Source organism: Nocardia sp. NPDC049935, from assembly GCF_055586645.1.
The window spans coordinates 404,308-429,289 of the sequence record NZ_JBVJHV010000004.1 but is presented as its reverse complement, the minus strand read 5'-3'; the positions used below and the strand labels follow the sequence as shown (position 1 = coordinate 429,289).

General features: G+C 70.1%; 21 protein-coding genes. 12 read left to right on the top strand and 9 right to left on the bottom strand.

The window, feature by feature from the left end; genetic code table 11:
• The first annotated feature begins 3 nt into the window (after positions 1-3).
• From ACZ6SF_RS18810 to ACZ6SF_RS18800, 3 genes are all read left to right on the top strand, one after another.
• A complete protein-coding gene (locus tag ACZ6SF_RS18810) occupies positions 4-780 on the top strand; it encodes an LppM family (lipo)protein (protein ID WP_466063424.1) in 777 nt (258 codons plus the stop codon).
• Positions 777-1,976, top strand: coding sequence for a glycosyltransferase (locus tag ACZ6SF_RS18805; protein ID WP_466063423.1), 1,200 nt, complete (start codon positions 777-779; stop codon positions 1,974-1,976). Before ACZ6SF_RS18810 ends, ACZ6SF_RS18805 begins: the two co-directional genes overlap by 4 nt.
• Before the next feature lie 102 nt (positions 1,977-2,078).
• Positions 2,079-2,462 carry a hypothetical protein gene (locus ACZ6SF_RS18800; RefSeq protein ID WP_466063422.1) on the top strand — a complete coding sequence of 128 codons (384 nt, stop codon included), beginning with the start codon at positions 2,079-2,081 and terminating at the stop codon, positions 2,460-2,462.
• Positions 2,463-2,490: 28 nt separating this feature from the next.
• Here the strand turns inward: ACZ6SF_RS18800 and ACZ6SF_RS18795 are convergent, their stop codons facing one another.
• Positions 2,491-3,492 (bottom strand): methylenetetrahydrofolate reductase, encoded by a 1,002-nt coding sequence (locus tag ACZ6SF_RS18795; protein ID WP_466063421.1) that lies wholly within the window; start codon positions 3,490-3,492, stop codon positions 2,491-2,493.
• Positions 3,493-3,700: 208 nt separating this feature from the next.
• Here ACZ6SF_RS18795 and ACZ6SF_RS18790 point away from each other — a divergent pair, with 208 nt between their 5' ends.
• The 4 genes from ACZ6SF_RS18790 to ACZ6SF_RS18775 all read left to right on the top strand — a co-directional run bounded on the left by ACZ6SF_RS18790 (position 3,701) and on the right by ACZ6SF_RS18775 (position 9,198).
• Entirely contained in the window at positions 3,701-4,825 is a 1,125-nt protein-coding gene (locus ACZ6SF_RS18790; RefSeq protein WP_466063623.1) for a polyprenyl synthetase family protein, read from the top strand.
• A complete protein-coding gene (gene crtI / locus ACZ6SF_RS18785) occupies positions 4,822-6,459 on the top strand; it encodes a phytoene desaturase family protein (RefSeq protein ID WP_466063420.1) in 1,638 nt (545 codons plus the stop codon). Before ACZ6SF_RS18790 ends, crtI begins: the two co-directional genes overlap by 4 nt.
• Positions 6,460-6,532: 73 nt before the next feature.
• Positions 6,533-8,197: an alpha-(1->6)-mannopyranosyltransferase A gene (locus ACZ6SF_RS18780; protein ID WP_466063622.1), complete on the top strand. Its 1,665-nt coding sequence runs from the start codon at positions 6,533-6,535 to the stop codon at positions 8,195-8,197.
• Positions 8,194-9,198, top strand: a complete 1,005-nt coding sequence (locus ACZ6SF_RS18775; protein WP_466063419.1) for a phytoene/squalene synthase family protein — start codon at positions 8,194-8,196, stop codon at positions 9,196-9,198. Before ACZ6SF_RS18780 ends, ACZ6SF_RS18775 begins: the two co-directional genes overlap by 4 nt.
• 230 nt (positions 9,199-9,428) lie before the next feature.
• On the opposite strand, the gene ACZ6SF_RS18770 is transcribed toward ACZ6SF_RS18775, so the two are convergent.
• On the bottom strand, positions 9,429-9,797 hold the full coding sequence (locus ACZ6SF_RS18770; RefSeq protein ID WP_466063418.1) for an Rv2175c family DNA-binding protein: 369 nt from the start codon (positions 9,795-9,797) through the stop codon (positions 9,429-9,431).
• A gap of 126 nt (positions 9,798-9,923) precedes the next feature.
• Here ACZ6SF_RS18770 and pknB point away from each other — a divergent pair, with 126 nt between their 5' ends.
• The gene (gene pknB, locus ACZ6SF_RS18765; protein WP_466063417.1) at positions 9,924-11,858 is read left to right on the top strand and encodes a Stk1 family PASTA domain-containing Ser/Thr kinase; all 1,935 of its coding nucleotides are present in this window, start codon (positions 9,924-9,926) and stop codon (positions 11,856-11,858) included.
• Positions 11,859-12,269: 411 nt separating this feature from the next.
• Here the strand turns inward: pknB and ACZ6SF_RS18760 are convergent, their stop codons facing one another.
• A complete protein-coding gene (locus ACZ6SF_RS18760) occupies positions 12,270-13,655 on the bottom strand; it encodes a class II 3-deoxy-7-phosphoheptulonate synthase (RefSeq protein WP_466063416.1) in 1,386 nt (461 codons plus the stop codon).
• A 454-nt stretch (positions 13,656-14,109) separates the two neighbouring features.
• On the opposite strand from ACZ6SF_RS18760, the gene ACZ6SF_RS18755 reads away from it, so the two are divergent.
• Positions 14,110-14,607 (top strand): polyadenylate-specific 3'-exoribonuclease AS, encoded by a 498-nt coding sequence (locus tag ACZ6SF_RS18755; protein ID WP_466063415.1) that lies wholly within the window; start codon positions 14,110-14,112, stop codon positions 14,605-14,607.
• 69 nt (positions 14,608-14,676) lie between these two features.
• On the opposite strand, the gene qcrB is transcribed toward ACZ6SF_RS18755, so the two are convergent.
• From qcrB to ctaE, 4 genes are all read right to left on the bottom strand, one after another.
• Complete coding sequence (qcrB, locus tag ACZ6SF_RS18750; protein ID WP_466063414.1) at positions 14,677-16,323, bottom strand: cytochrome bc1 complex cytochrome b subunit; 1,647 nt, start codon at positions 16,321-16,323, stop codon at positions 14,677-14,679.
• Positions 16,320-17,468: a cytochrome bc1 complex Rieske iron-sulfur subunit gene (qcrA, locus tag ACZ6SF_RS18745; RefSeq protein ID WP_466063621.1), complete on the bottom strand. Its 1,149-nt coding sequence runs from the start codon at positions 17,466-17,468 to the stop codon at positions 16,320-16,322. Before qcrA ends, qcrB begins: the two co-directional genes overlap by 4 nt.
• Positions 17,469-17,573: 105 nt before the next feature.
• Entirely contained in the window at positions 17,574-18,437 is an 864-nt protein-coding gene (gene qcrC, locus ACZ6SF_RS18740) for a cytochrome bc1 complex diheme cytochrome c subunit (RefSeq protein WP_466063413.1), read from the bottom strand.
• Between the two features lie 44 nt (positions 18,438-18,481).
• Complete coding sequence (ctaE, locus tag ACZ6SF_RS18735) at positions 18,482-19,090, bottom strand: aa3-type cytochrome oxidase subunit III (protein WP_466063412.1); 609 nt, start codon at positions 19,088-19,090, stop codon at positions 18,482-18,484.
• Positions 19,091-19,388: 298 nt separating this feature from the next.
• Between ctaE and trpD the strand changes: the two genes are divergently transcribed.
• Positions 19,389-20,447 carry an anthranilate phosphoribosyltransferase gene (trpD, locus tag ACZ6SF_RS18730; RefSeq protein WP_466063411.1) on the top strand — a complete coding sequence of 353 codons (1,059 nt, stop codon included), beginning with the start codon at positions 19,389-19,391 and terminating at the stop codon, positions 20,445-20,447.
• 28 nt (positions 20,448-20,475) lie between these two features.
• On the opposite strand, the gene ACZ6SF_RS18725 is transcribed toward trpD, so the two are convergent.
• Together ACZ6SF_RS18725 and ACZ6SF_RS18720 are read right to left on the bottom strand one after the other, a co-directional pair.
• Complete coding sequence (locus ACZ6SF_RS18725) at positions 20,476-20,751, bottom strand: Lrp/AsnC family transcriptional regulator (RefSeq protein WP_357429319.1); 276 nt, start codon at positions 20,749-20,751, stop codon at positions 20,476-20,478.
• Positions 20,752-20,819: 68 nt separating this feature from the next.
• A complete protein-coding gene (locus ACZ6SF_RS18720; protein WP_466063410.1) occupies positions 20,820-22,628 on the bottom strand; it encodes a DEDD exonuclease domain-containing protein in 1,809 nt (602 codons plus the stop codon).
• A 535-nt stretch (positions 22,629-23,163) separates the two neighbouring features.
• Between ACZ6SF_RS18720 and ACZ6SF_RS18715 the strand changes: the two genes are divergently transcribed.
• Both ACZ6SF_RS18715 and ACZ6SF_RS18710 read left to right on the top strand, forming a co-directional pair.
• A complete protein-coding gene (locus tag ACZ6SF_RS18715; RefSeq protein WP_466063409.1) occupies positions 23,164-23,742 on the top strand; it encodes a C40 family peptidase in 579 nt (192 codons plus the stop codon).
• 279 nt (positions 23,743-24,021) lie between these two features.
• On the top strand, positions 24,022-24,969 hold the full coding sequence (locus ACZ6SF_RS18710; protein ID WP_466063408.1) for an NlpC/P60 family protein: 948 nt from the start codon (positions 24,022-24,024) through the stop codon (positions 24,967-24,969).
• The last annotated feature ends 13 nt before the right edge of the window (positions 24,970-24,982 follow it).

Here is a 24,982-nt window from a genome sequence, read left to right as displayed (position 1 = left end):
ACCATGTCACCCGTGCCAACGAGTCCCGTCACCGCCGAACCCGGCTCCCCGGTCCCTGCTCCGCGCGCCCGCCGCCTCCGGGTGCGGGTGAGCGCCGCCCTCGTCCTGGCCGCGATGCTGGTGCCCGCGCTCGCCGGCTGCCTGCGGGTGCAGGCATCGATGGGTGTGTCGTCCAACGACCGGGTCTCGGGCCGGATCGTGGCCGCGGTCGTCCCCGAGAACTCCGAGGACAAGGGCCCGCAGTTCACCGCGCCCGAAGCGCTGGCCACCAAGGTGCGCATCGAGCCGTACAACCAGGACGGCTATGTGGGCAACGAGATCTACTTCGACGACCTGAACTTCGGCGAGGTCGAACAACTGTCCCAGCTCTCCGAACAGGCGCAGGGCCTGTTCCAGCTGAAGTTCCAGCGCAACGGCGATCTGGTGAGCCTCAACGGCCGGATCGACCTCGAAACGCTGGCTCCGCACGGCTCCGATGTGCAGTTGAGCGTGGCGTTCCCGGCCCGGGTCGCCAAGACCAACGGCACCCGCGAGGGCGATTCCGTGGTGTCGTGGAAACTACCGGCCGGTGAGGTGAGCACGGTCCGGGCCGAGGTCGGCTACTCCGATCCCAACACCCGGTCCTTCGCGGGCTGGGCGGGCATCGTGGGCGGGATAACCCTGGCCATCGCGGCCGTCGTCATCGCGATGGCCTACCTGGACCGCAATCCCGCCGCACCGGGCGCACCCGCCGGGTTCTCGCTGCGCCGCTGGTGGGACGGAGTCAAGAACAACCAGTGAGCCGTTTCCCCCGCGGCCGGTCCGCAAGCGCGGTACGAGCCGGGTCGGCTCTCGCCGTGGCGGGGGCCGCGCTCACGGCCTGGAACCGGCTCACGGTGCCCCGGCTGCCCCGGACACCTCCGCCGGTCACCGACGCGGTGACGGTCTGCATCCCCGCCCGCGACGAGGCCGCGCGGCTGCCCGGCCTGATCGCCGACCTCCGGGCCCAGACCGGTATCCCCGGCCTCCGGGTACTGGTCCTCGACGACGACTCCCGCGACGGCACCGCCGACATCGCGCGCCGGGCGATGGACGGCGACCCGCGCTGCGCGCTACTCGTCACGACCGGCGCACCTCCGGCGGGCTGGACCGGTAAGGCCGCGGCCTGCCGGACACTCGCCGAGCACGCCACCGGCGCCGCCCCGGGGCAGGTGCCGGATGTCCTGGTGTTCCTGGACGCCGATGTGCGGCTGGCGCCCACCGCGCTGGCGGCGGCGGTCACCCGGTTGCGCGCGCGGCGGCTGACACTGTTGACGGCCTGGCCGCGACAGCGGGCGAACACCCTCGCCGAACTGCTGGTCCAGCCGTTGCTGTGCTGGTCGTGGGCCTCCACGCTGCCGGTCGCGCTCGCCGATCGCGGCAACCGCGCCTCCACCGTGGTGGCCTGCGGTCAATTCCTCGTCCTCGATACCGCGGGTTACCTCGCGATCGGCGGGCATATCCCGGTCGCGGCGGCGGTGACCGAGGACCTCGCGCTCGCGCGGGCGCTGCGCCGGGCCGGGTACCGCACCGCCGTCGCGGCGGCGGGTGAACTCGCCGCGACCCGGATGTACCGCGGCGCGGGCGAACTCGCGGGCGGTTACCGCCGCTGGCTCTGGTCCGCCTACGGCGGAACGGTTTCCGGCGGGCTGGCCGTGGGGACAGTCGCCGCCTGGGCCTACTGGCTGCCCCCGGCGGCCGCCCTCCTGGGCCGTGGCGCGATCCGTCGCTGGGGGCTGGCCGGCTACGGGGCCGCGGTCGCGGGCCGGCTGCTGGCCCGCGGCCTGGAAACCGGACGACCGCCCGCGGCCGCGGACCTGCTGAGCGCCGCGGCTCATCCCCTCGCGGTCGGCGCCTATCTCGGGCTGTGGGCCTGCTCACACCGCGATCGGCGACGCAACGCGCTGACCTGGAAGGGACGCCCGCTGAGCCCCCTCCAAGAGCTGGACTCACGCTGATTCTCGGCCTTGTGCCCGCCCGGCGGCGGAACGGATGATGAAACCGCCCGGACCGATCGGCAGGGACAGTTCTTCCGGCCCGGGTTGCGAGGAGGCTGCACCATGACCGTCACCGTCACCGGCTACCCGAGTGCCGATACCACCACCTGGACGCAGTGGCACGACCGGTGCGCGGTCTGGCTGAGCGGCCCGGACAGCGCGAGCCACCGCGTCGCCCACCATGTGCTGGGCGACGCCCCGGAGCGGCTGCCGGATATCCCGGGGACCTGGTGGGTCGTCGGCGGCCGGGTGTTCATCGCCGCCAAACCCGGTGACCGCCTCGATCACGCGGGTGAGCGGATCGCCGGTATCGAGATCCTCGACCCCGTCGAGGACGCGGCGGGCGTCATCGTCCGCCACGACCACCGGGCGATCGAGGTCGCGCGGCGGGACGGCCGCACGACGGTCCAGGTCTTCACCGAACCCGACGCCGCGGTTTCGGCGTAGCCGGATCGGCGGGCCCGCTACCGTCGGATCAGGCGCTCACCGGCGCCGCCGTCACCCCGTATCCCAGATTCGCCAGCACCTCGCCGGTCGCCTTGGCGAAATTCAGGGTGATGAAATGCAGGCACGGCGCGCCCTCGGCGATGAGCCGCTCGCCCATCTCGGTGGCGATCTCGATTCCGGCCGCGCGGACGGCGGCGCGGTCCTCCTCCGGCCCCGATCCGGCGGCGCGGCGCAGTCGTTCGATCACCCGGTCCGGCAGCGGCCGGCCGCACAGTTGCTCGGCGCGCTCCACCGTGCGCAGCGAGGTGATCGGCATCAGTTCGGGAATGATGGGCTTGGCGCCCTCCACCGGATCCCGGGCCACGATCCGGTCGCGCAGCCGCAGATAGTCGTCGACGTCGAAGAACATCTGGGTGATGGAGTATTCGGCGCCCGCGCGCAATTTCGCGGCGAGATAGTCGGTATCGCGATCCAGATCGGGCGAGCGGTGATGTCCCTGCGGGAACGACGCGACTCCGACGTGGAAATCCCCGAGATCACGCACGATCCGCACCAGTTCCTCGGCGTATTCGACGCCCCCGGGATGCCGGTGCCATTCACCCAGCGGGTCGCCGGGCGGGTCACCGCGCAGGACGAGGATATTGCTGATCCCGGAATCGGCGTAGGCGCCGACGATGGAGCGCAGTTCGGCGACGCTGTGCCCGACCGCCGTGAGATGACCGACCGGAAGCAGCGTGGTCTCCTGGGCCAGCTGCCCGGTGACACGCACGGTGCGGTCGCGGGTGCTGCCACCGGCGCCGTAGGTCATGGAGACGAACGCCGGGTGCATCCGCTCGAAGGTGCGCACCGCACGCCACAGCCGCTGTTCGCCCGCTTCGTCGCGCGGCGGGGAGAACTCCACCGAGAACGGCACGGCGCCGTCGGCACGGCGGCCCAGCCTCTGCACGACCGAACGCGTCGCGGAGACGTCCGGTGACGTGGGGGACGGCCGGCCAGGGGTCGGTAGTCCCCGCGCGTTGTCGAAAGTCACCGGCACAGTCTAAGGCGGGCGCGCACTCTCCCCTGGGGCCGCTCCCCACAGCTCGCGCCCCGGTCCGGGCCCACGCGCCCGCGCGCGTATTCTGCGATCATGCCCCGCCGCCACGGCGGGCGGACACGGGCCGCCGGCGATCGCGGCGCCGTGGCGGGGTCTCCCACCACCGGAGCCCGCGCGTCGTCCAACGAACTGGGAGGTCACCCTGTCCGCCGGAACCGGTACTCCGACCCGGTCGGGTCCCACCGCTGCGATCCCCGGGACCGCGGCCTTCGCGACGGCCGTGGAACAGGCGCTGACCGCCTTCTTCGCCACCCGTGCCGAGTCCGTGGCCGAACTCGGGCCGGTGTTCGTCGAGGCCGCCGAGGCGCTGGAATCGTTCGTACTGCGCGGCGGCAAACGCACCCGGCCCGGTTTCGCGTGGATGGGCTGGCTGGGCGCGGCCGGCGACCCCGCCGGTCCGCGGGCCGCCGCCGTCCTGAACGCCTGCTCCGCGCTGGAGCTGGTGCAGGCATGCGCGCTGATCCACGACGACATCATCGACTGCTCACGCACCCGGCGGCGCTTCCCCACCGTGCACGTGGACTTCGAACAGCGTCATCGCGACCGCCACTGGTCCGGCGATTCGCCGCACTACGGCGAATCGGTGGCGATTCTGCTCGGGGATCTGGCGCTGGCCTGGGCCGACGATATGGTGCACGCGGCCGGCCTGCCGCCCGCGGCCCTGGCCCGGTTCGCGGCTGTCTGGGCCCGGATGCGCACCGAGGTACTGGGCGGGCAGCTGCTGGATGTGCACGGCGAGGCCAGCGGTGACGAATCAGTGGCCGCGGCGCTGCGGATCAACCGGTACAAAACCGCCGCCTACACCGTCGAACGCCCGCTGCATCTGGGCGCGGCCCTGGCCGACGCGGACCCCGGCCTGATCGCCGCCTACCGCACCTACGGCACCGATATCGGTATCGCGTTCCAGCTCCGCGACGATCTACTGGGCGTTTTCGGCGACCCGGCGGTCACCGGGAAACCGTCCGGCGACGATCTGCGCGAGGGCAAACGCACCGTCCTGGTGGCCGAGGCACTCGTCAGGGCCGCCGATATCGATCCGGCCGCGGGCGACCGGCTGCGCGCCGAGATCGGCACCGACCTGTCCGAGTCGCAGGTGGTCGAACTGCGTTCCCTGCTCACCGGACTCGGCGCGGTGGACGCCGTGGAGACCCGGATCGCCACCCTTACCGAACAGGGCCTGCGCGCCATCGACACCAGTTCGGCCACTCCGGAGGCCAAGGAGCGGTTGCGGGCGATGGCGCTGGCCGCGACTCGGCGCACGGCGTGAGTGGTCGGCGCCCGGAGGCGGCGGCCCGGTCGTTGCGATCGGTGGTGGGTCCGGTGGAGCGTGTCGTGGTGGTCGGGGCGGGGCTGTCGGGACTGTCGGCCGCGCTGTACCTGACCGGCGCCGGCTGTTCGGTGACCCTGCTCGAACGCGCCGATCACGTGGGCGGCCGGGTGGGCCGGTACCGGTTCGGCGACTACGACATCGATTCCGGCGCGACCGTGCTCACCCTGCCCGGGCTCGTCGACGAGGCGCTCGCCGCCGTGGGACTCGATACCGCGACCGCCGATCCGCCGCTGCGGATCCGGCCGATGAGCCCCGCGTATCACGCGCGCTTCGCCGATGATTCGCAACTGCGGGTGTTCTCCGATCCCGACCGGATGGCCGCCGAGATCGACCGCGTCTGCGGACCGCGTGAGGCCGCCCGGTACCGGCGGCTGCGCGATTGGCTGGCTCGCGTCTACCTGGCCGAATACGACGAATTCCTGGATACCAACTTCGATTCGCCGCTGGACCTGGTCCGGTTCCCGGAGAAACGCGCGGCCCTGCTGGACCTGGTGCGGCTCGGCGGGTTCGGCCGGCTGGGGCGGCGGGTGACACGTACCCTGCGCGATCCGCGGCTGTCGCGGCTGTTCACCTTCCAGGCGCTCTACGCCGGAATGGCGCCCGCCCAGGCGCTCGGGGTCTACGGCGCCATTCCTTATATGGACACCGGTCTGGGCGTGTACTTCCCGGAGGGCGGGATGCGCGCGGTCGCCGAGACCCTCGCCGGCGCTTTCACCGCGGCGGGCGGAACCCTCGAACTCGGCGCCGAGGTCACCGGTCTCGAATACACCCGCGGCGGCCGGGGCCGGAAACGGGCCCGGCGGGTACGGCTGGCGGACGGGCGCGGTATCGACTGCGACGCGGTGGTGCTCACCGCGGATCTCGGTTCGCTGCACCGGTTCGGGGTCGCGGTGCCGCGCGGCCTGCGCGCGTCACCGTCGGCGGTGGTCGCGCACGGGACCGTTCCGTCCGAGATCGCGGCGGCGTGGCCGGTGCAGGCGCATCACACGATCGACTTCGGCGCGGCCTGGTCGCGGACCTTCGCCGAGATCACCCCGCGCCGGGGCGGACGCCTGATGAGCGATCCGTCGCTGCTGCTCACCCGCCCGGCCCTCAGCGATCCCGGGATGCACATCACCCGCGACGGCGTCCGCTACGAACCCTTCTCATTGCTCGCGCCGTGCCCGAACCTGAATTCGGCTCCGCTGGACTGGGATCGGATCGGATCGGCGTATCTCCGGGAGTTGCTGGGTGTGCTCGAACAGCGCGGCTATCGGGGGATCGCGGACGGGTTCCGGATCGACCGCCTCGACACGCCCGCGCGGTGGCGCGATCAGGGGATGCTCGCCGGGACCCCGTTCTCGGCCGCCCATCTGTTCCGCCAGACCGGGCCGTTCCGCACCCGGAATCTCGCGCGGGGCAGCGGGAACGTGGTCCTGGCAGGTTGCGGCACCACGCCCGGGGTCGGGGTACCGACCGTACTGCTGTCCGGAAAACTCGCGGCCCAGCGCATTGTGGGCGAGAATCGCATCGTCCGGACGCGCGGCCCTGCCACCGTCCGGTCGTCTCATCCGAGGGAAGCCGTAAACTGAGCGCCGACCTATTCGCCTGCGGTTGCGACCGCCGACCATCCGGGGGGACCGACACCTGATGCCAGCCCCCCATATGCACAGCACAGCCACCCCGGTCCAGGTCGCCGATCCCGGCGCCACCGCGACCGTCCCGCGGTCCGCACGGACGGCCGGGCGGGCCGGGTTCGCCCCCGGTATGTGGGGGTGGCTGCGCTTCTGTGCCGATTTCCTGCGCAGTCCGGAGGGACATGCGGCGCTGCTCGGATTCACCGGCGCGCTCATGATCACCTTCGGCGGGTTCGGCGCGGGCGGGGTGCGCAAACGCGATCCGTTGCTCGAGGCGGTCCATCTGTCCTGGCTGCGGTTCGGGCACGGCTACGCGCTGTCGATGATCTGCGTCTGGGCCGGGGTGCTGATGATGATCGCCGCCTGGGTGCGCCTGGGCCGGATCACCCTCGGTTTCGGCGGCCACTCCGGTGAGGTCCGGCTCAACGAACTGCGGGCCATCGTCGGGATCTGGATCGCGCCGCTGATGTTCGCGGTCCCCATGTTCAGCCGCGACGCGTACTCCTATCTCGCCCAGGGCGCGCTGCTCCGGGACGGATTCGACCCGTACCAGGTGGGTCCGGTGGCCAATCCCGGCATCCTGCTGGACAACGTCTCCACCGTCTGGACCACCACCACCGCACCGTACGGCCCGGCGTTCCTGCTCATGGGTCGCGCGATCACCGCCGTCACCGGCGACAGTGTGGTGGCCGGCACCATCGTGCTGCGGTTCGTGATGCTGCCCGGCCTCGCCCTGATGATGTGGGCGGTGCCGTATCTGACCAAACACCTCGGCGGAAAGCCCACGGTCGCGCTGTGGCTGGCGGTGCTCAACCCGTTGGTGCTGGTCCACCTGATCGGCGGCGTGCACAACGAGATGCTGATGGTCGGCCTGATGTGCGCGGGTATCGCGCTGGTGCTGGAACGCCATCATGTGGCCGGGATCGTGGTGGTGGCGATCGGGGTCGCGATCAAGGCGACCGCCGGGGTGGCGCTGCCCTTCCTGGTGTGGATCTGGATGCTGCACGAACGCGAGCGACGCGCCGCCGACGGCCAGCCGGCTGCCCTGTCCACCAGCAGCCGCGAATTCCTGGCGCACCACTGGAAGATGTTCGCCAAGATCGCCTCGCTGGGACTGGCGGTGTTCGCCGTGGTCTTCGTGGCGGCCTCGGCCATCGCCGGAGTGGGTATCGGCTGGCTGACCGCGCTGTCGGGCTCGCGCAAGATCATCAACTGGCTGTCGCTGCCCACGGTCATGGCCCACGCCACCACCTGGATCACCCCGTTCGGCCTGGATTCGGTGCTCGAGATCACCCGCATGCTGTGCATGGTGGCGCTGGTGGTGCTGCTGGTGTGGACCTGGTGGCGGTTCAAGCTCACCGAACGCGACGCGGTGCTGGGCATCCTGATCGCGTTCGTCGCGATCGTCATCCTCTCCCCGGCTGCGCTGCCCTGGTACTACTCGTGGCCGCTGGCCCTGGCCGCGGGCTTCGCGCTGTCGACCACGACCCTCATGACGCTGGTCGGGATCTGCACCTGGCTGATGCTGGTGTTCCAGCCCGACGGCTCCATCGGCCTCTACAACTTCTGGCATGTCGCCGCGGCGACCTTCGCCTCCGTGGTCGCCGCGCTCTCGCTGCGCACGGTCGATCCGCTCCGCCTGCGCGGCGCGCCCCGCCCGGTCACTACACCGACCGTCACCCACGGACTGTGAGCGGCCGCCGCGAGAGTGACCTCGCGGCGGGCCGCCCGCCGCACCCCCTCCCCGGTCCCGGCGCCGCGTCCCCACCGGGTGGGCCGGACGCCGTCCACGAGTCCTACCGCCACTGCCGGCGGATAGCGGCCCGGCACGGCCGCAGCTACTACCTGGCCACCCGGCTGCTGTCCGCCGACCGCCGCCCCGCCGTGCACGCGCTCTACGCTTTCGCCCGGACGGTGGACGATATCGTCGACACCCCCGTCGATCGGAGCGCGGCCGCGCCGATCGACGCGCTCGACGCCGTCGAATCCCGGCTGTCGACGATCTGGTCGGCCATCCCGGCATCCGTGACCTCGACCGGACTGCCCGCGCAGTTCGACTCCGTCCTCCTCGCGCTCACCGATACGGTCCGGCGCTTCGATATCGCGCAGCGGCATTTCACGACCTTCCTGGACTCCATGCGAATGGACGTCCCGGGCTCGCCGCTGTTCCGCAACCGCTACCCGACGATGGCGGCACTGCACGACTACATGCGCGGGTCCGCGGCCGCCATCGGCCTGCAGTTGCTCCCCGTCCTGGGCACGGTGTGCCCCCGCACCGACGCCGAACCGGCGGCGGCCGCTCTCGGCAACGCCTTCCAGCTCACCAATTTCCTGCGCGATATCGGCGAGGACCTCGACCGGGACCGGATCTACCTCCCCGCCGACGCACTCGCCGCGTTCGGAGTCGACGAAGGTCTCCTACGGCACTGCCGCGCCACCGGGTACACCGAACCGCCGCTCCGCCGGGCACTCGCGCATCTGGTGGCGCTGAACCGGGATCTCTACCGCACCGCCGCACCGGGTGTCGACCTGCTCGCCCCCCGCGTGCGCCCCGCGATCCGGGCCGCCACGAGTCTCTACAGCGCCATTCTCGACCGCATCGAGGAGGACGACTACGCCGTCTTCGCGGCGCGCGCGGTCGTCCCGAACCACCGGCGGCTGCGATTGGCCGCCGGTGCGATCATCACCGGCTAGCACCTCCGCGAACACCACAGCCGCCCCGCCGACCCCATCCACAGCATGCGCACACCCCCGGTGCCCGGCATGACCGCCCCCTCGATGCCGAGTCCCACGAGACCCGAAAAGGGTTCGGCCCGCGTCTGCTGTCGGCCCTCGAAGCGCATGTGGCGAAGCCACGAGTCTCGAGGGCCGACAGCAGACGCAAAAGAGGGCCGAACCTCGAGCAGCGGAGCTGCTCCAACCATTCAGAACGGTTCCGCGGCGGCGCGGCGCACCACTTCCCGGGCGAGCGGGCCGTGCAGCGCCTCCACCGGTTTACCGGGCAGGGATTCGTCGTCGGTGAAGATCCACTCCATGATCTCCTCGTCGGTGTACTTGGCGTCCCGCATCACCGTGATCAGACCGGGCAGCATCTTCACCACCGCGCCCGTATCGTCGAAGAAGATCTCCGGGATACCCACCACGCCGTCGCGGCGCAGCGCGAGCAGCTGGTTATCGCGCAACATCTGATGGACCCGGGTGACGACGACACCCAGATTCTTCGCCACATCGGGCAGCGAGAGCAGTGGTACCGAGGCGGGCAGGACGTCGGCACTGCAAGGAAAGGCGCTCACGGAAGACAACGGTAGACCTTGTCGGTCCGCCCGCGGTGAGACACCCGCACCGGTTCGGCCGATACCATCGGTGGGGCCGCGCGGGGCGGCACCGTGTCGGACACGGTACGAAGGTGGAGAGGGTTCGTGACAGCCGGAGGACAATTGATCGGCGCCGTTCTGGACAGGCGCTACCGGATCGACGCGCCGATCGCCCGGGGTGGGATGTCGATGGTGTTCCGTGGCCTGGATTCCCGGCTGGGACGCCAGGTCGCCATCAAGGTGATGGACCCCAAGTTCGCCGGGGATCCGCAATTCCTGACCCGGTTCGAATTCGAGGCCCGCGCCGTCGCCGGTCTCAAGCACCGGTCGCTGGTCGAGGTGTACGACCAGGGTGTGGACGGTGAGTACCCGTTCCTGGTGATGGAGCTAGTCCAGGGCGGCACCCTGCGCGAACTGCTGCGCGAACGCGGCCCGATGCCGCCGCACGCGGTGCGCGCGGTCGCCGAGCCGGTCCTCGAGGCGATCGGCGTCGCGCATGCCGCCGGACTGGTGCACCGCGACGTGAAACCCGAGAACGTCCTGATCTCCGACGCCGGTGAGGTGAAGATCGCCGACTTCGGCCTGGTCCGCGCCGTCGCCGCCGCCAACACCACCTCCGCCAGCGTCATCCTGGGCACCGCCGCCTACCTCTCACCCGAGCAGGTGACCTCCGGTAGCGCCGACGCCCGCAGCGATGTGTACGCCTTCGGGATCCTGATCTTCGAACTGCTCACCGGCCGGGTGCCGTTCACCGGCGACAATTCGCTGTCGGTGGCCTACCAGCGGGTCGAGAACGACGTACCCGCCCCCAGCGATCTCATCGCCGGGGTGCCACCCGAGTTCGACCGGCTGGTGGCACGCGCCACCGCCCGCGAACCCGCGCACCGCTTCGCCGACGCCACCGAGATGGTGGCCGAACTCCGCGCCATCGCCGACCGCCTGAATCTGCCGCCCTACCGGGTACCGGCGCCGCAGGAGTCGGCCGAGCACACCAGCTCCCGGCATCCGGTCACCCACCCCGCACCCGAACCCGCGGCCACACCCGCCGCGCACGCCACCCGGATGGTCACCACTGCCCACCCGCGCAACGAGCCCCCGCCGCCCGCCTACATCCCCCCGCAGCAGCATCCGACGCACTACAGCTCCTACCAGGAGACCCGGGCCACCGGCCGTCGCAACGGCATGATCTGGGCCGCCGTCGTGGTGGCACTGACCCTCGTCGTCGGCATCGGCGGCTGGTGGATGGGCATGGGCCGCTACACCACCGTGCCCTCGGTCGCCGGAATGACCCTCGAACAGGCCACCGCCGAACTCCAGGACGCCGGATTCGACACCGGCACCCGCGACAAGGCCTCCGATACCGTCCCCGTGGGCGGCGTCGTGGGCTCCGATCCGGGCCCCGGCGCCCGCGAAACCAAGGGCTCCGCCGTCGACATCCTGGTCTCCAGCGGAAAACCCCAGGTCCCCGCCATCGCGCCCGGCGACGACTGGGACGAGGTCCAGCAGCTCATCCGCGACCAGGGCCTGCAACCCGTGAACGGCGGCGAGATCGCCAGCACCGCCCCCGAAGGCACCGTCGCCAAGGTCGACCCCGGCCCCGGCACGGTCCTGCCCGCGGGCGCCCACGTCCAGGTCTGGAAGAGCAACGGCTCCAAACCGGTGCAGTTGCCCGACCTCCGCGCCGACACCCCCGACCAGGCCCGCAAGAAACTCGAGGACCTCGGCCTCACCGTCGCCGGCGAACGCCCCGCCTACGACGAACTGGTCGAAGCCGGACGCGTCATCGGCACCGACCCCGCCGTCGGTATCACCGTCGACGCCGGCTCCGCGGTCACCCTCATCGTCTGCGAAGCCGTCACCATGCCCTCGGTGGTCGGCAAATCGGTCGCCGAAGCCCGCAGAACCCTGCAGGAACTCGGACTACAGGTCCAGGTCCGCCAGCTGGCCCCCCTGGACTCGTCGGTAGTGGTATCCCAGAACCCCGCCGCCAACGCCAACGTCGAATCAGGAGCCTCGGTCACCCTGGTAGCCCTGCCGTAATTTTGGTGGCGCCTCCGGCGCCACGGGGTTGCGGGCCCCTTGTGTCCCGTGTTTCCGGCCTCGAGACTCGCGGCTGCGCCCCATGCGCTTCGAGGCCGGAAACACGGGACGGCCCGCAACCCTCGGAGGGCCTCGCTGAACTCGGCGCTCGGAGGAGAAGCGGATTCGCGGCCAGGGGCTATCGGTGGACCGGAGTAGGCCGACGCCCGAACCTACCAACTCCCGATCGGACGACCCCACAGGAAGGCCACCCCACGCGGTGCCCAGTTCAGCGAGAGCGCCCCGACCTGAAAGGGTTCGGCCCGCGTCGGCTGTCAGCGCTCGAAGCGCATGTGGCGAAGCCACGAGTCTCGAGCGCTGACAGCCGACGCTCAGAAGGGCCGAACCTCGAGCAGCGGAGCTGCTCCAAAATTACCGCAGCATCTCGGCGACCAGGAAGGACAGTTCCAGGGACTGCTGGGTGTTCAGGCGCGGGTCGCACGCGGTTTCGTACCGGCCCGAGAGGTCCAGGTCGGAGATGTCCTGCGCCCCTCCCAGGCACTCGGTGACATCCTCGCCCGTCAGCTCGATATGCAACCCGCCCGGATGCGTCCCCAGCGCGTGGTGCACCTCGAAGAAGCCCTGCACTTCGTCGACGATGCGGTCGAAGTGGCGGGTTTTGAACCCGGTGGACGATTCGTGGGTGTTGCCGTGCATGGGATCGCACTGCCAGATGACCTGATGGCCGGTGGCCTGCACCTTCTCCACGATCGGCGGCAGCACCTCGCGGACCTTCGTATTGCCCATCCGTGAGACCAGTGTCAGCCGGCCGGGTTCGTTGGTGGGGTCGAGCCGTTCCACGTACTCCACCGCCTGATCGGGAGTGGTGGTCGGGCCGATCTTGAGGCCGATGGGGTTGGCCAGCAGTTCGGCGAACGCGATATGCGCGCCGTCGAGCTGGCGGGTCCGTTCCCCGATCCACAGGAAATGCGCGCTCAGGTTGTACAGCGCCGGGGCCCCGGCGGAGTTCTCGGCCAGACGCAGCATGGCCCGTTCGTAATCCAGCACCAGCGCCTCGTGCGAGGCGTAGATACGGGCGGACTGCAGGCTGGGATCGTTGACCCGGCACGCGGTCATGAACCGCAGGCCCCGGTCGATCTCCTCGGCCAGCGCCTCGTACCGCGCGCCGGCCGGGGACTGCGCCACGAAATCACGGTTCCAGTCGTGCACCCGGTGCAGATCCGCCATACCCGCGTTGGTGAGGGCCCGGACCAGGTTCATGGCCGCGCTCGCGTTGGCGTAGGCCCGCACCAGCCGGGACGGATCGTGCTCCCGCACCGCCGCGTCCGCGACCAGCGAATTCACCATATCCCCGCGATAGGACCGCAACCCGAGCGCGTCGGTGTCGGAAGAACGCGGTTTGGCGTACTGCCCGGCGATCCGCGCCACCTTCACCACCGGCAGGCTCGCCCCGTAGGTGAGTACCACCGCCATCTGCAGCAGGGTCCGGATATTGCCGCGGATATGCGGCTCGGTGTTGTCCGCGAAAGTCTCCGCGCAATCCCCGCCCTGCATGAGGAACGCTTCCCCACGCGCCACCTCGGCGAGCCGCTCCCGCAGCTCGTCCACCTCGGCCGGCAGGCAGATCGGCGGCACGCTCTCCAGCACCGTGCGCATATCCGCCGCCTGCCCCGCATCCCACGACGGCTGCTGCAGCGCCGGCCGCGACAACGCGTCGTCGAGACGTTTACGCAGCTCGGCGGGCAGCGGCGGCAGCTCGGGCAAACGGTCGATAGGAACGTCGACGGTCCAATTCACCAGTTCAGGATACTGGAATTTTAGAGGCGCTCCGCGCCTCGAGGCGGGGCCCTATTAACCCCGGTTCTTCACTCCCGCCGGTCGGTCGCTGCGCTCCCTCCCTCTGGTCGCTCCAGAACCGGGGCGGGCCCCGCCCAGCGGAGGTGACCCCCGAGGCAGATGTGGAGAACGCGCTCGAGAATCCACGCCCCCAGATCGTCACATCCTCGTGACTTGCTGAGCTGTCACTGTCCCGGACCATGGGTCGCTGCCCTGGGCCTGCCGGTTTGTGAAAAGGTTCGGCCCGCGTCTGCTGTCGGCCCTCGAAGCGCATGTGGCGAAGCCACGAGTCTCGAGGGCCGACAGCAGACGCAAAAGAGGGCCGAACCTCGAGCAGCGGAGCTGCTCCAAAATTACAGCTCCAAAAATCGAGCTAGGCTCAGCTTGTCTGTCCGCTGCCTAGGAAGCCTGCTACTTGAGATATTTCTACGATTCGGAGTTCATCGAGGACGGCCGTGTTATCGATCTTGTTTCGATCGGGGTCGTCTGCGAGGACGGGCGGGAGTTCTATGCCGTCTCCTCCGAGTTCGACGCGGGGCTGGCGGGACCGTGGGTGAACAAGAACGTGCTGCCGAAGCTTCCGCCGCGGACCTCACCGCTGTGGAGGACCCGCGCCCAGATCCGTGATGACCTGTACCGGTTCCTGGTGCCCCGGTCCACGGTGCAACCGGAGATGTGGGCCTGGGTGGCGGCGTACGACCATGTGGTGCTCTGCCAGCTGTGGGGGTCGATGGTGGATCTGCCGGCGGCCTTGCCGCGCTACACCAACGAGCTGCGCCAGCATTGGGAGGCCCATGGGCGGCCGGAGCTGCCGCCGCCACCGCGTGACGCCCACGACGCGCTCGCCGATGCCCGGCACAATCTGGCGAAGTTCGAGGCCATCGAGTCGGCGCGGCGGCGGCGCGCGAGCTGAACGGGCTGACGTCCCTCCATACGAAAAGGCCCCCTGGATTCCAGGGGGCCTTTCGCGTTCGCGCCGCGGTCAGTGACCGTGCTGACCGTTGCCGTTCGAGCCGGCTTCGTCCTGCACTCGTTTGAGCACCGCGAGCTGCTTGTGCTCTTCCTCGAGTTCGTTCGCGAAATGGTGATCGCTCTCTTCGCGAGGATCGGCCCGCAGGAAGCTGCCGGTGCCGGGCTGACCCGCGGAACCGAGCTGGTTCATCTTCTTGGGCACGACCGCGCCCTGGTATTCCAGGGGCAGCGGGTGGCCGTGGTCGTCGACCGGGCCCAGCGGCTGATGCACCTCGATGTACTCACCGTGCGGCAGGCGCTTGATGACGCCGGTCTCGATACCGTGCTCCAGTACCGCCCGGTCGCTGCGCTGCAGGCCGATGCAGAACCGGTAGGCGAGGAAGTACGCCACCGGCGGCGCCACCAGCAGGCCGATACGGCCGATCCAGGTGGTCGCGTTCAGCGAGATATCGAACTTCAGCGCGATGATGTCGTTGACGCAGGACAGCGTGAGCACCACGTAGAACGCGATGGCCATGGCGCCGATCGCGGTGCGGACCGGGACGTCGCGCGGCCGCTGCAGCAGGTTGTGCCGCGCGGTGTCGCCGGTCAGCTTCTTCTCGATCCACGGGTACATGACCAGGACCGCGAACACCAGGCCCATGATCAGCGCTACCCAGAAGGCGGCGGGGATGGTGTAGCGACCCAGGTACAGCTCCCACGGCGGCATCAGGCGCGCCATACCGTCGGTCCACATCATGTAGAAGTCGGGCTGCGAACCGGCGGAGACCTGCGACGGGTTGTACGGGCCCAGGTTCCAGATCGGGTTGATCTGCAGGACGCCGCCCATGATCGCCACGAAACCGAGGGTGAAGGCGAAGAACGCGCCCTGGTCGGCGGCGAACACCGGCACGATCCGGGAACCGACGACGTTGTTCTCGGTACGGCCCGGGCCGGGGAACTGGGTGTGCTTCTGGTACCAGACGATCGCGACGTGCGCGGCGATCAGGGCCAGCATGATGCCCGGCAGCAACAGTACGTGGGCGATATAGAGGCGCGGGACGATGATCTCACCGGGGAAGTCCCCGCCGAACATCAGCCAGTGCAGCCAGGTGCCGACCACCGGGACGCCGATGGTGATACCGGAGAACGCCGCCCGCAGGCCGGTGCCCGACAGCAGGTCGTCGGGCAGCGAGTAGCCGAAGAAGCCCTCGAACATGGCCAGGATCAGCAGCAGCGAGCCGATCACCCAGTTCGCCTCACGCGGCTTGCGGAACGCGCCGGTGAAGAAGATGCGGAACAGGTGAACGATGATCGAGGCCGCGAACAGCAGCGCCGCCCAGTGGTGCACCTGCCGGACGAACAAGCCGCCGCGCACCTCGAAGGAGATGTTCAGGGCGGTCTCGTAGGCCCGCGACATACCGACGCCGCGCAGCGGCTGATAGGCGCCGTCGTAGGTGACGTGCGCCATCGACGGGTCGAAGTACAGCGTCAGGTACACACCCGACAGCAGCAGGATGATGAACGCGTACAGCGCGATCTCACCCAGCAGGAACGACCAATGGGTGGGGAACACCTTGTTGATCGATCGTTTCACGAAGGCGGCGGCGCGGTAGCGCTCGTCCATTTCGTTGGCTTGCGCCGCGAGCTTGCGGCCTACGCCCGTTCCAGCACTCATGATCGACGCTCCCAGAAGGCCGGGCCGAGGGGTTCGATGAAGTCACCGTTGGCGACCAGGTACCCCTCTGAGTTTACGGTGATCGGCAACTGCGGCAGCGCCCGGGCGGCGGGACCGAAGATCGGCTTACCCCATTCGGTCGCGGAGAACTGCGACTGATGGCACGGGCACAGGATCCGGTTGGTCTGCTGTTCGAACAGCGAGGTCGGGCAGCCGAGGTGGGTGCAGATCTTCGAGTAGGCGAAATAGTCGCCGAAGTTGAAGCTCTCCTGGCCCTTGCGCTTGATCGCGTTCTTCGCGTCCTCGGGACGCAGGCGGATCATCATCACGGCGTTGCGGATACCGCGCAGCGACTGCAGGGTCGCGTGCTCGTCACCGCGCCAGGATTCCTTCCACGGGAAGACGGTCTCCATGGCGCCGGCGTCCAGATCCTCCGGGCGCACCAGCACGATGTCCTGCGGGCGGCCGGTGTCGCGGCGGATGTAGATGGTCTCGCCCGGGTAGTCCGGGGTCCAGCCCGATACCCACAGCGGCGATTTGTCGCCCTTGGCCCACGGGTTCTTCACCATGCCGCCGACGAACACCAGCAGGGCGCCGATACCGAGCACACCGACGCCGGCGCCCGCGGTGCGGGTGATGAGCTTGCGGCGGCCGAGGGTCGAGGTGTCGAGAGCGTCGGTCAGTTCGGCGTGCAGGGTGCGCCGCTCCACCTCGGCGGACTTACCGTCGTGGCGATCCTGGACCGACAGTTCGGCGGGGATGAACTTCTTGCGGATCAGCACCACCGCGATGCCGATGGCCAGAATCGAGATACCGAAGGTGAGGCCGTAGAGCGGGGTGGTGAGCGAGTACAGGCCGTGCCCGCTGTCCTCTTTGCCCTTGTACTCCCAGGGCCAGAACAGGAACACACCCACCAGCGCGGCCGCGGCCAGGCCCGAGATCGCGAACCACATCGCGACCTGCCGTTCGGCGCGCTTCTCCGCGCGCGTTCCCGGCACCGGCCAGCGTTCGCGCCGGTAGACGACCTCGACACCGTCGCGCGCGGTACCGAGCTCGACGAGCTCCTCACGCGACATCGCGTCCAGTTCGGCCTCGGTCGGTTCCGCCGGGGTCGCGGCCGCGGAATCTTTGTCCAGGCGACCCATCTCGTTTCGCTCCTGTTCTTCACTCATGACTAGGGCCCTTCCCATGGGACATGACCGGACGCCCTCCGTGGTTACGCACGCTGCCGCCTCCGGGCATCGACCCGGTCATGTCCGGGATCCGATCCAGATCGCCGCACCCACGACCGCCACGATGCCGATCGCCCAGATGGCGAGGCCTTCGGTGGCGGGCCCGAAGCCGCCCAGGCCCCAGCCGCCGGGGGTCTTGGCCTCGGCCGAGTCCTTGACGTAGGCGATGATGTCGCGCTTCTCCTCCGGCGTGAGCTGCCGGTCGGAGAATTTCGGCATGTTCTGCGGGCCGGTGATCATCGCGGCGTAGATCTGCTGTTCGGACGCCGGATCCAGCGGCGGGGCGAACTTACCGGAGGACAGCGCGCCGCCCCGGCCGGTGAAGTTGTGGCAGGACGCGCAGTTCATCCGGAACAGCTCGCTACCGCGGCCGATATCGCCGCCGCGCAGCGAGTCCTGGGCGATTTCGCCGTTGGCGTCGCGGATCACGGTCGGGCCGCCGCCGTTCGCGGCGACATAGGCGCCGAGGGCGTCGGTCTGGTGGGCGTCGAACTTCGCGGGCTTACGTTCGGCCTGCGCTTCGTTGCGGGTCATCGGCATACGCCCGGAGGACACCTGGAAGTACACGGCCGCTTCGCCGACGCCGATGAGGCTGGGACCACGGTCGGGCACGCCCTGCAGGTTCGCGCCGTGACAGGTGATGCAGGAGGTCTCGTACAGCTGCTGGCCTTCGCGGATCAGCGCCACCGAATCCTCGTTCGCCGTGGCGACCTGCGGTTCGGGAGTGAGCGCCGAGGCGAGGAATCCGGCTCCGACGAGACCCACCAGCAGCGCGAGCCCGCCCGCGATCCGTCGGCGGACGCGGCGCTGCCTGCGCTGTTTGCTGGCCTCGCCGTGCCCACCGCTGGCGGGCGCTGGCGCTGTCGGGGGCGATGAACTCATCTGTGTCCCTTTGGAGTAGACGGAACCGGGCTGGTGAGCTGGTGTCACTGGACGAAATAGATCACGGCGAACAGCCCGATCCAGACGATGTCGACGAAGTGCCAGTAGTACGAGACGACGATCGCGGCAGTGGCCTGCGCGGGCGTGAACTTGCTCATCGTGGTGCGGGCGAGCAGGAACAGGAACGCGATCAGACCGCCGATGACGTGCAGGCCGTGGAAACCGGTGGTGATGTAGAACACCGATCCGTAGGAGCTGCCGGCGATAGAGGTTCCGTGATCCACCAGGTGGATGTACTCATAGCCCTGGCCCGCCACGAAGAACGCGCCCATGAAGAAGGTGAGCAGGTACCAGCGGCGCAGCCCGAACACGTCACCGCGCTCCGCCGCGAACACACCCATCTGGCAGGTGAACGACGAGGCGATCAGCACGGCGGTGACCGGGATCGCGAGCGTGAGGTTCAGCTCGGTCGGCGGCATCGGCCACTCCGGCGCCTGGCTACGCGCGACGAAGTACATCGCGAAGAGGCCGGCGAAGAACATCAGCTCGCTGGACAGCCAGATGATGGTACCGACGCTGACCATGTTGGGCCGGTTCAGCGAATGCACACGCTGGGTTATGGCCGATCCTGAGGTACCTACTGCGGTCGTCACGGGGTAAGTATGACTCTTCGTAGTACGACAGTCGAAGTCGGGTTCCCAACTCGATCATTTGTGTCGGGATTCACCGGCTCCGTGGACCTCTCGAACCGGTTCGGCGTGTTGCGATCCTCCGCCTTCGCTCCGGCGTCCGCATTCGCAGGCCAAGAGCCCGGATACACCCCCACGCGACACCGGCCGCGCGAACCCGCGGACGCACCCGGTCTGCGGATGAGCTTCGCCCCACTTCGCGGTTTAGGGTGTGCGTGACCGTTTCGGTCACCCCGTGAATCGGTGCGACGAGGAGATTGAGATGAGCGTGCGCAGCTGGCCCCTGATGCTGGGGGCCCTCGCCGACGGACAGGACCTCACCGCGGACGATACGACCTGGGTGATCGACGAGATCTTCACCGACAACTCGACCTCGGCGCAGATCGCCGCGTTCGGGGTGGCCATGAAGATCAAGGGCCCGACACCGGCCGAACTGTCCGGGATGGCGCGCGGCATGCTCGGGCACGCCCGCCTGGTGAAGATCGACGGCGACGCCGTGGACATCGTGGGCACCGGCGGGGACCGGTCCGGTTCGGTCAATATCTCCACCATGTCCTCGATCGTGGTGGCCGCCGCCGGGGTGCCGGTGGTCAAGCACGGTAACCGGGCCGCCTCCTCCAAGAGCGGCGGCGCGGATGTGCTCGAGGCCCTCGGGGTGAAACTGGCGCTGGGCCCGGAATCGGTGGCCCGCTGCGTCCGCGAGGTGGGTATCGGGTTCTGTTTCGCCTCGCTGTTCCATTCCGGGCTGCGGTTCGCCGGTCCGGCGCGTAAGGAGATCGGGATCCCGACCGTGTTCAACGTGCTCGGCCCGCTCACCAATCCGGCGCAGCCGCGGGCCGGTCTGGTCGGATGCGCGTTCGACGATCTGCTCGAGACCATCGCCGGGGTGTTCGCCGGCCGCGGCGCGGGCGCCCTGGTGGTCCGGGGACGTGACGGCCTGGACGAGATCACCACCTCCGATGTCACCGACGCCTACGTGGTGTCGGGCGGCACGGTCCACCGGACGGTGATCGACCCGGTACGTCTCGGTATCCCCCGGGTGGACCTGGACGCCCTGCGCGGCGGGGACGCCCAGGTGAACGCGGGGGTCGCGCGGGATGTGTTCGCCGGAAACCCCGGTGCGGTGCGTGATGCCGTACTGCTGAATTCGGCGGCCGCGATCACCGCCTACGACCTGTCACGCGGCGCGGAGCTCGCCGGCGACCTCGACGATCACCTCGCCGCCGGGATCGAACGCGCGGCCACCGCCGTCGACAGCGGCGCGGCGGCGGCCCTGCTCGACCGCTGGGCCGCGCTCACCCGGACCCTCGGCGACGACTGAGCCCACACGGGGCCGGTCGCCGCCCGGTTCACTCCCCGATCGAGAACCCGGCCTCGACATCGGCACGTGAATAGGATTTGAACGCGATATGGGTGACCGTGCGCTGGACGCCGGCCACCTTGTCGATCCGCGCGGTGACCACTTCGGCGACCTGTTCGTGGTCACGCACCCGGACCAGCGCGATCAGATCGACGTCCCCGGCGCACGAGTACACCTCGGCGACGCCCTCGGTATCGGCGACCGCCTGCGCGGTTTCCGGTATGCGGCCGTTGTCGGCCTGGATCAGCACGATCGCGGTAATCATGGGGACAGCCTAGGCACCGCGGGGCCGTCCCGGGCGCGGCAGCGCCGCCGGGCGGCACGCGCGCCGGGTCAGCCGCGTAATTCGTCGTAGGTGGTGGCTTCGCGGGCGGCCCCCGCGGCCGCGTCCGCCGCGTCGGCCCAGCCGGTCCAGCGCCCGGCGCCACCCACCGGTTCCGCGTACCCCTCGGCCGTGCGCACGATCCGGACGCCCGGGCGTTCGAGCCAACGCAGGATGACCCCGGTCTCCTCCGGTGGCGCGCCCCGCAGCGGTGGCGCCACCGCCCACGACGGGTCCGGTGGCGACTCGTCCCCGAGGGTCCCCGCCGCCGTCTCGATCACCTCCGGACCCGTGGGGCGCACGGTCTGCGCCGCGGCGACGATCTGCTCCACCACCGGCATCGGCGGGACCCGGCGGCCGGCGGTTCCCGCGCCCGCGAGCCGGCCGTAGCGGATCACCGAGAACTCCCAGCCGCCCGCGCCGTCGGGGTGCGCGGCGATCAGTTCGGAAATCCGGGCCAGCGCGGCGAGCCGCTGGGTACGGCGCAGGGCGCGGATAGCGGCGGCGGTACGGTCGCGCAGCCGGGCCGCGGCCTCGTATTGCTCGGCAGCGGCGTAGTGCTCGACGCGGCCGAGCATCATTCGGATCGGGGCGTCGTCGGCTCCGGTGAACAGGGCGCGGGCCCGCGCCGGGGCGGCGGCGTAGGCGGCGGCCGTCCGGGGCTCCGCGGCCGCGGCCGGACATCCGCCCACGGCCTCGGGCACGCAGGTGTGCAGGGCCGACCGCGCCAGCCGGGTCGTGCAGGTGCGCAGTCCGCAGTACTCGGCCAGGGTGGCGGCGATTTCGGCGGCCGCGGCGCGGGCGTGGAAGGGGCCCACCGCCGCGCCGGCCGGGTCGCGGACCAGGGTCAGGCGGGGGAACGCCTCCGCGGTGAGCGCTATCCACCAGACCCGTTTCGGGAATTTCGAGCGCCGGTTGTACGGCGGGGCGTGGGCGCCGAGCAGGCGCAGTTCGCGCACCCCGGCCTCGAGACCGTGCGCGCACACCACATGGTCGACCCGGGTGGCCAGCCGCACCATCTCGCGGATCCGGCCGCGGGTCTCCGAACCGGTGAAATAGCCGCGGACCCGCCGGCGCAGATTCACCGCCGTCCCTATATAGAGGACTTCATCGGAGGGGCCCCGGAACAGGTACACCCCGGGGGCGGCCGGCAGATCCACGGCGAGCGCGCGTTTGGCCCGCTGACCGGCGGTCACCTCCGGTAGATAGTCGATCAGTTCGGTGAGGCTGTGCACGCCCTGGTTGCCGACCCGGCCGATGAGCGCGTGCAGAACGTCCACGGTCGCCCGGGCGTCGTCGAGAGCCCGGTGGGTGGGGGTGGTGCTCGCGCCGAGGAGCCGGGCCAGGACGCCGAGCCGCACCGACGGTGCCTCGTCCTTGGCGAGGACCCGGCGGGCCAGCCGCACGGTGCACACCACCTGGGCGCGCGGCCAGGTGGTGTCACAGTGCACGGCCGCGGCTTTCAGGAACGCGATATCGAATCGCGCGTTGTGCGCGACCAGTACCGCGCCGGAGGCGAATTCCAGGAATCCGGGCAGGACGGCCTCGATGGGCGGCGCGGCGCGCACCATCGCGGTGGTGATCCCGGTGATCTGCACGACCGCGGGCGGGATGGCGCGGCCGGGGTCGACGAGGGTCGCGAATTCGCCGAGTACCTCACCGCCGCGAACCTTCACGGCCCCGATCTCGGTGATGGCGTCCGCGCCGGGGCTGGTTCCGGTGGTCTCCAGGTCGACGACCACGAAGGTCGTGTCGTAGAGGGGGGTGTCGAGCTGGTCGAACGCCAGCTGCCGGGCGGGCAGCGGCTGGGCTTCGGACACGGCGGGCAGAGTACGGGTCGGGTCCGACAACTTCGCGTGACCGGATCGTTGTCCGAAGGGGCCGAACCTGTCCGTGTTCCCAGCCGCACCCTCGCTTACCACCCTTCTGTGCGCCAGTTCACACACGATGTGTATTAGCTATGTAATTGCCCGAATATCGGGAAAATGGTCGAAAGGCCCAAAACCGCGGAACCGACCGGAGGCAAACGATTCGGCCGGACCCACCCGCGCCACTGTCCGACGACGGACACGCTCCCGCTCGAGCTGCGGAAATCAAGATCGAACCCACGCCGGACACCGGACGGAACACCCGATGACGACACCCCGGCTCACCCGGTCGTAACCGGGGCGCAATCCCGGACCGGGCTGTGATTTCTCTCGCACAATTTGCTCGCCGGAAGCTGGCTCGAGGACTTTCCCCGGGGTCTGAGGCTTTACAAAACACCGTGATCTGTTCGTAATCTTTTCGAGACCTCGCAGAGTTCGGTACACCAGAGCCGGTGTGTCCGGGCGGGGAGATCGAAAGGACCGCATCATGGCGTTCACCACCGTCTCGCGACAGGCGCGGCGCGTTGCCGCAACCGGAGCCGTCGGCGCTGCCACCCTGGGCGCGTTCCTGCTCCCCGCCGCCCCGGCCGCCGCCCAGCCGGTGACCATCCACGGCGTGGGAACCTTCGAGATCCCCAACGAGATCCAGATCCCCGCCGGCATTCCCGGCGTCGACGCGCCCGCCGCCGCGGGCGTCGCGCCCCCGTTCGTCACCCCCACCAAGACCGCCGGCGAACTCGCGCTCGACGCGGCGCTGTCGAAGGTCGGATCGCCCTACGTCTACGGCGCCGCCGGACCGGACGCCTTCGACTGCTCCGGCCTGGTGCAGTGGTCGTACAGACAGGCCGGGCGGGAGCTACCCCGCACCAGCGATGCCCAGCTCTCCCAGGGCGCGGCCGTCTCGATGAACGATCTGCAGCCCGGCGATGTGGTGTCCTTCTACGGCGGCGGCCATTCCGGCCTGTACGCCGGCGACGGCAACGTCGTGCACGCCTCCACCTCCGGCACCCCCGTCCGGGTGGCGCCGATCTCGTCGATGCCGGTCGCGGGGGCCGTCCGCTACTGACCGGCACGCCCCGTGGGAAGGTCGTACGCGCGGGCGGACGCCACCGTCCGCGCCGTACTGGACACCCCACGGGGCGTTCCGTAATCTAATCGAGACCTTCACCGGCTTGATCGCACAAGGCGTCACTACGAGAGCGGGGCACGGCAGGCCGTGGCAACAGATCAGCGGAGTCCTCGGAACCCTCGACGGGACCGACGGCCCGGCCGGACCGTCCTCGCCGCCGGACTCCTCGCGGCCGCCCTGTACGGCGGCGGCCCCGCCGGAGCCGACCCCGCCCCCATGCCCACCTCGGCGGGCGAAGCGGTCCAGCAGATGATCGACCTGTCCCGGCAGGCCGAACAGCTCAACCAGCAGGCGCTCACCACCCAGGCCGATCTCGACGCGAAACTCGCCGTTCAGCGTGATGCCGACGCCAAGGTCGCCGATGCCACCGCGGCGGTCGACGCGGCGCGCAACGAAGTCGCGAAGTACCGGCCGATGATCGACCGCACCGCCATCGCCGCCTACCAGGGCGCCCGGACCAACCGCCTGTTCTCGGTCCTGGTCAGCGACTCCCCGCAGCAACTGCTGGACCAGATGTCGACCCTGGACGTGGTGACCGCGCAGACCGCCGATCAGCTCGAGCAGTACAAACGCGCCACCGACGCCGCCACCGACGCGCAATCGGCGGCCCGCGCCGCCGCCGATACCGCCCGCGCCGCCACCGACCAGGCCAACGCCGTCCGCGGCGATGTGCAGCGCAAACAAACCGATCTGCAGAACGCGGTGGCCCGGGTCATCGAAGCCTGGGGCGCCCTGTCCACCGCCGACCGCAACGCCCTCGCCGGATCCCCGTTCCCACCCGGATTCGACCGCGACACCCTGCTGCGCGATCTCGTACCCGGCAGCGGGACCAGCGCCCTCGCCGCCGGACTCACCCGCGTCGGCGACCCGTATGTCTGGGGCGCCACCGGCCCCGACCAGTTCGACTGCTCGGGTCTGGTGCAGTGGGCGTTCGCACAGGTCGGCAAGGAGGTCCCGCGCACCAGCTCGGCGCAGGCCGCCTACGGCACCCCGGTCGACCGGTCCGAACTGCAACCCGGCGACGTGGTCTTCTTCTACGACGACATCTCCCACGTCGGCATCTACGCCGGTAACGGCCTCATGCTGCACGCGTCCACCTTCGGAGTGCCGGTGGCCGTGGCCCCCATGGACTCCACCCCGTACCACTCGGCCCGCCGGTACTGAGCCCCGGAGCGCC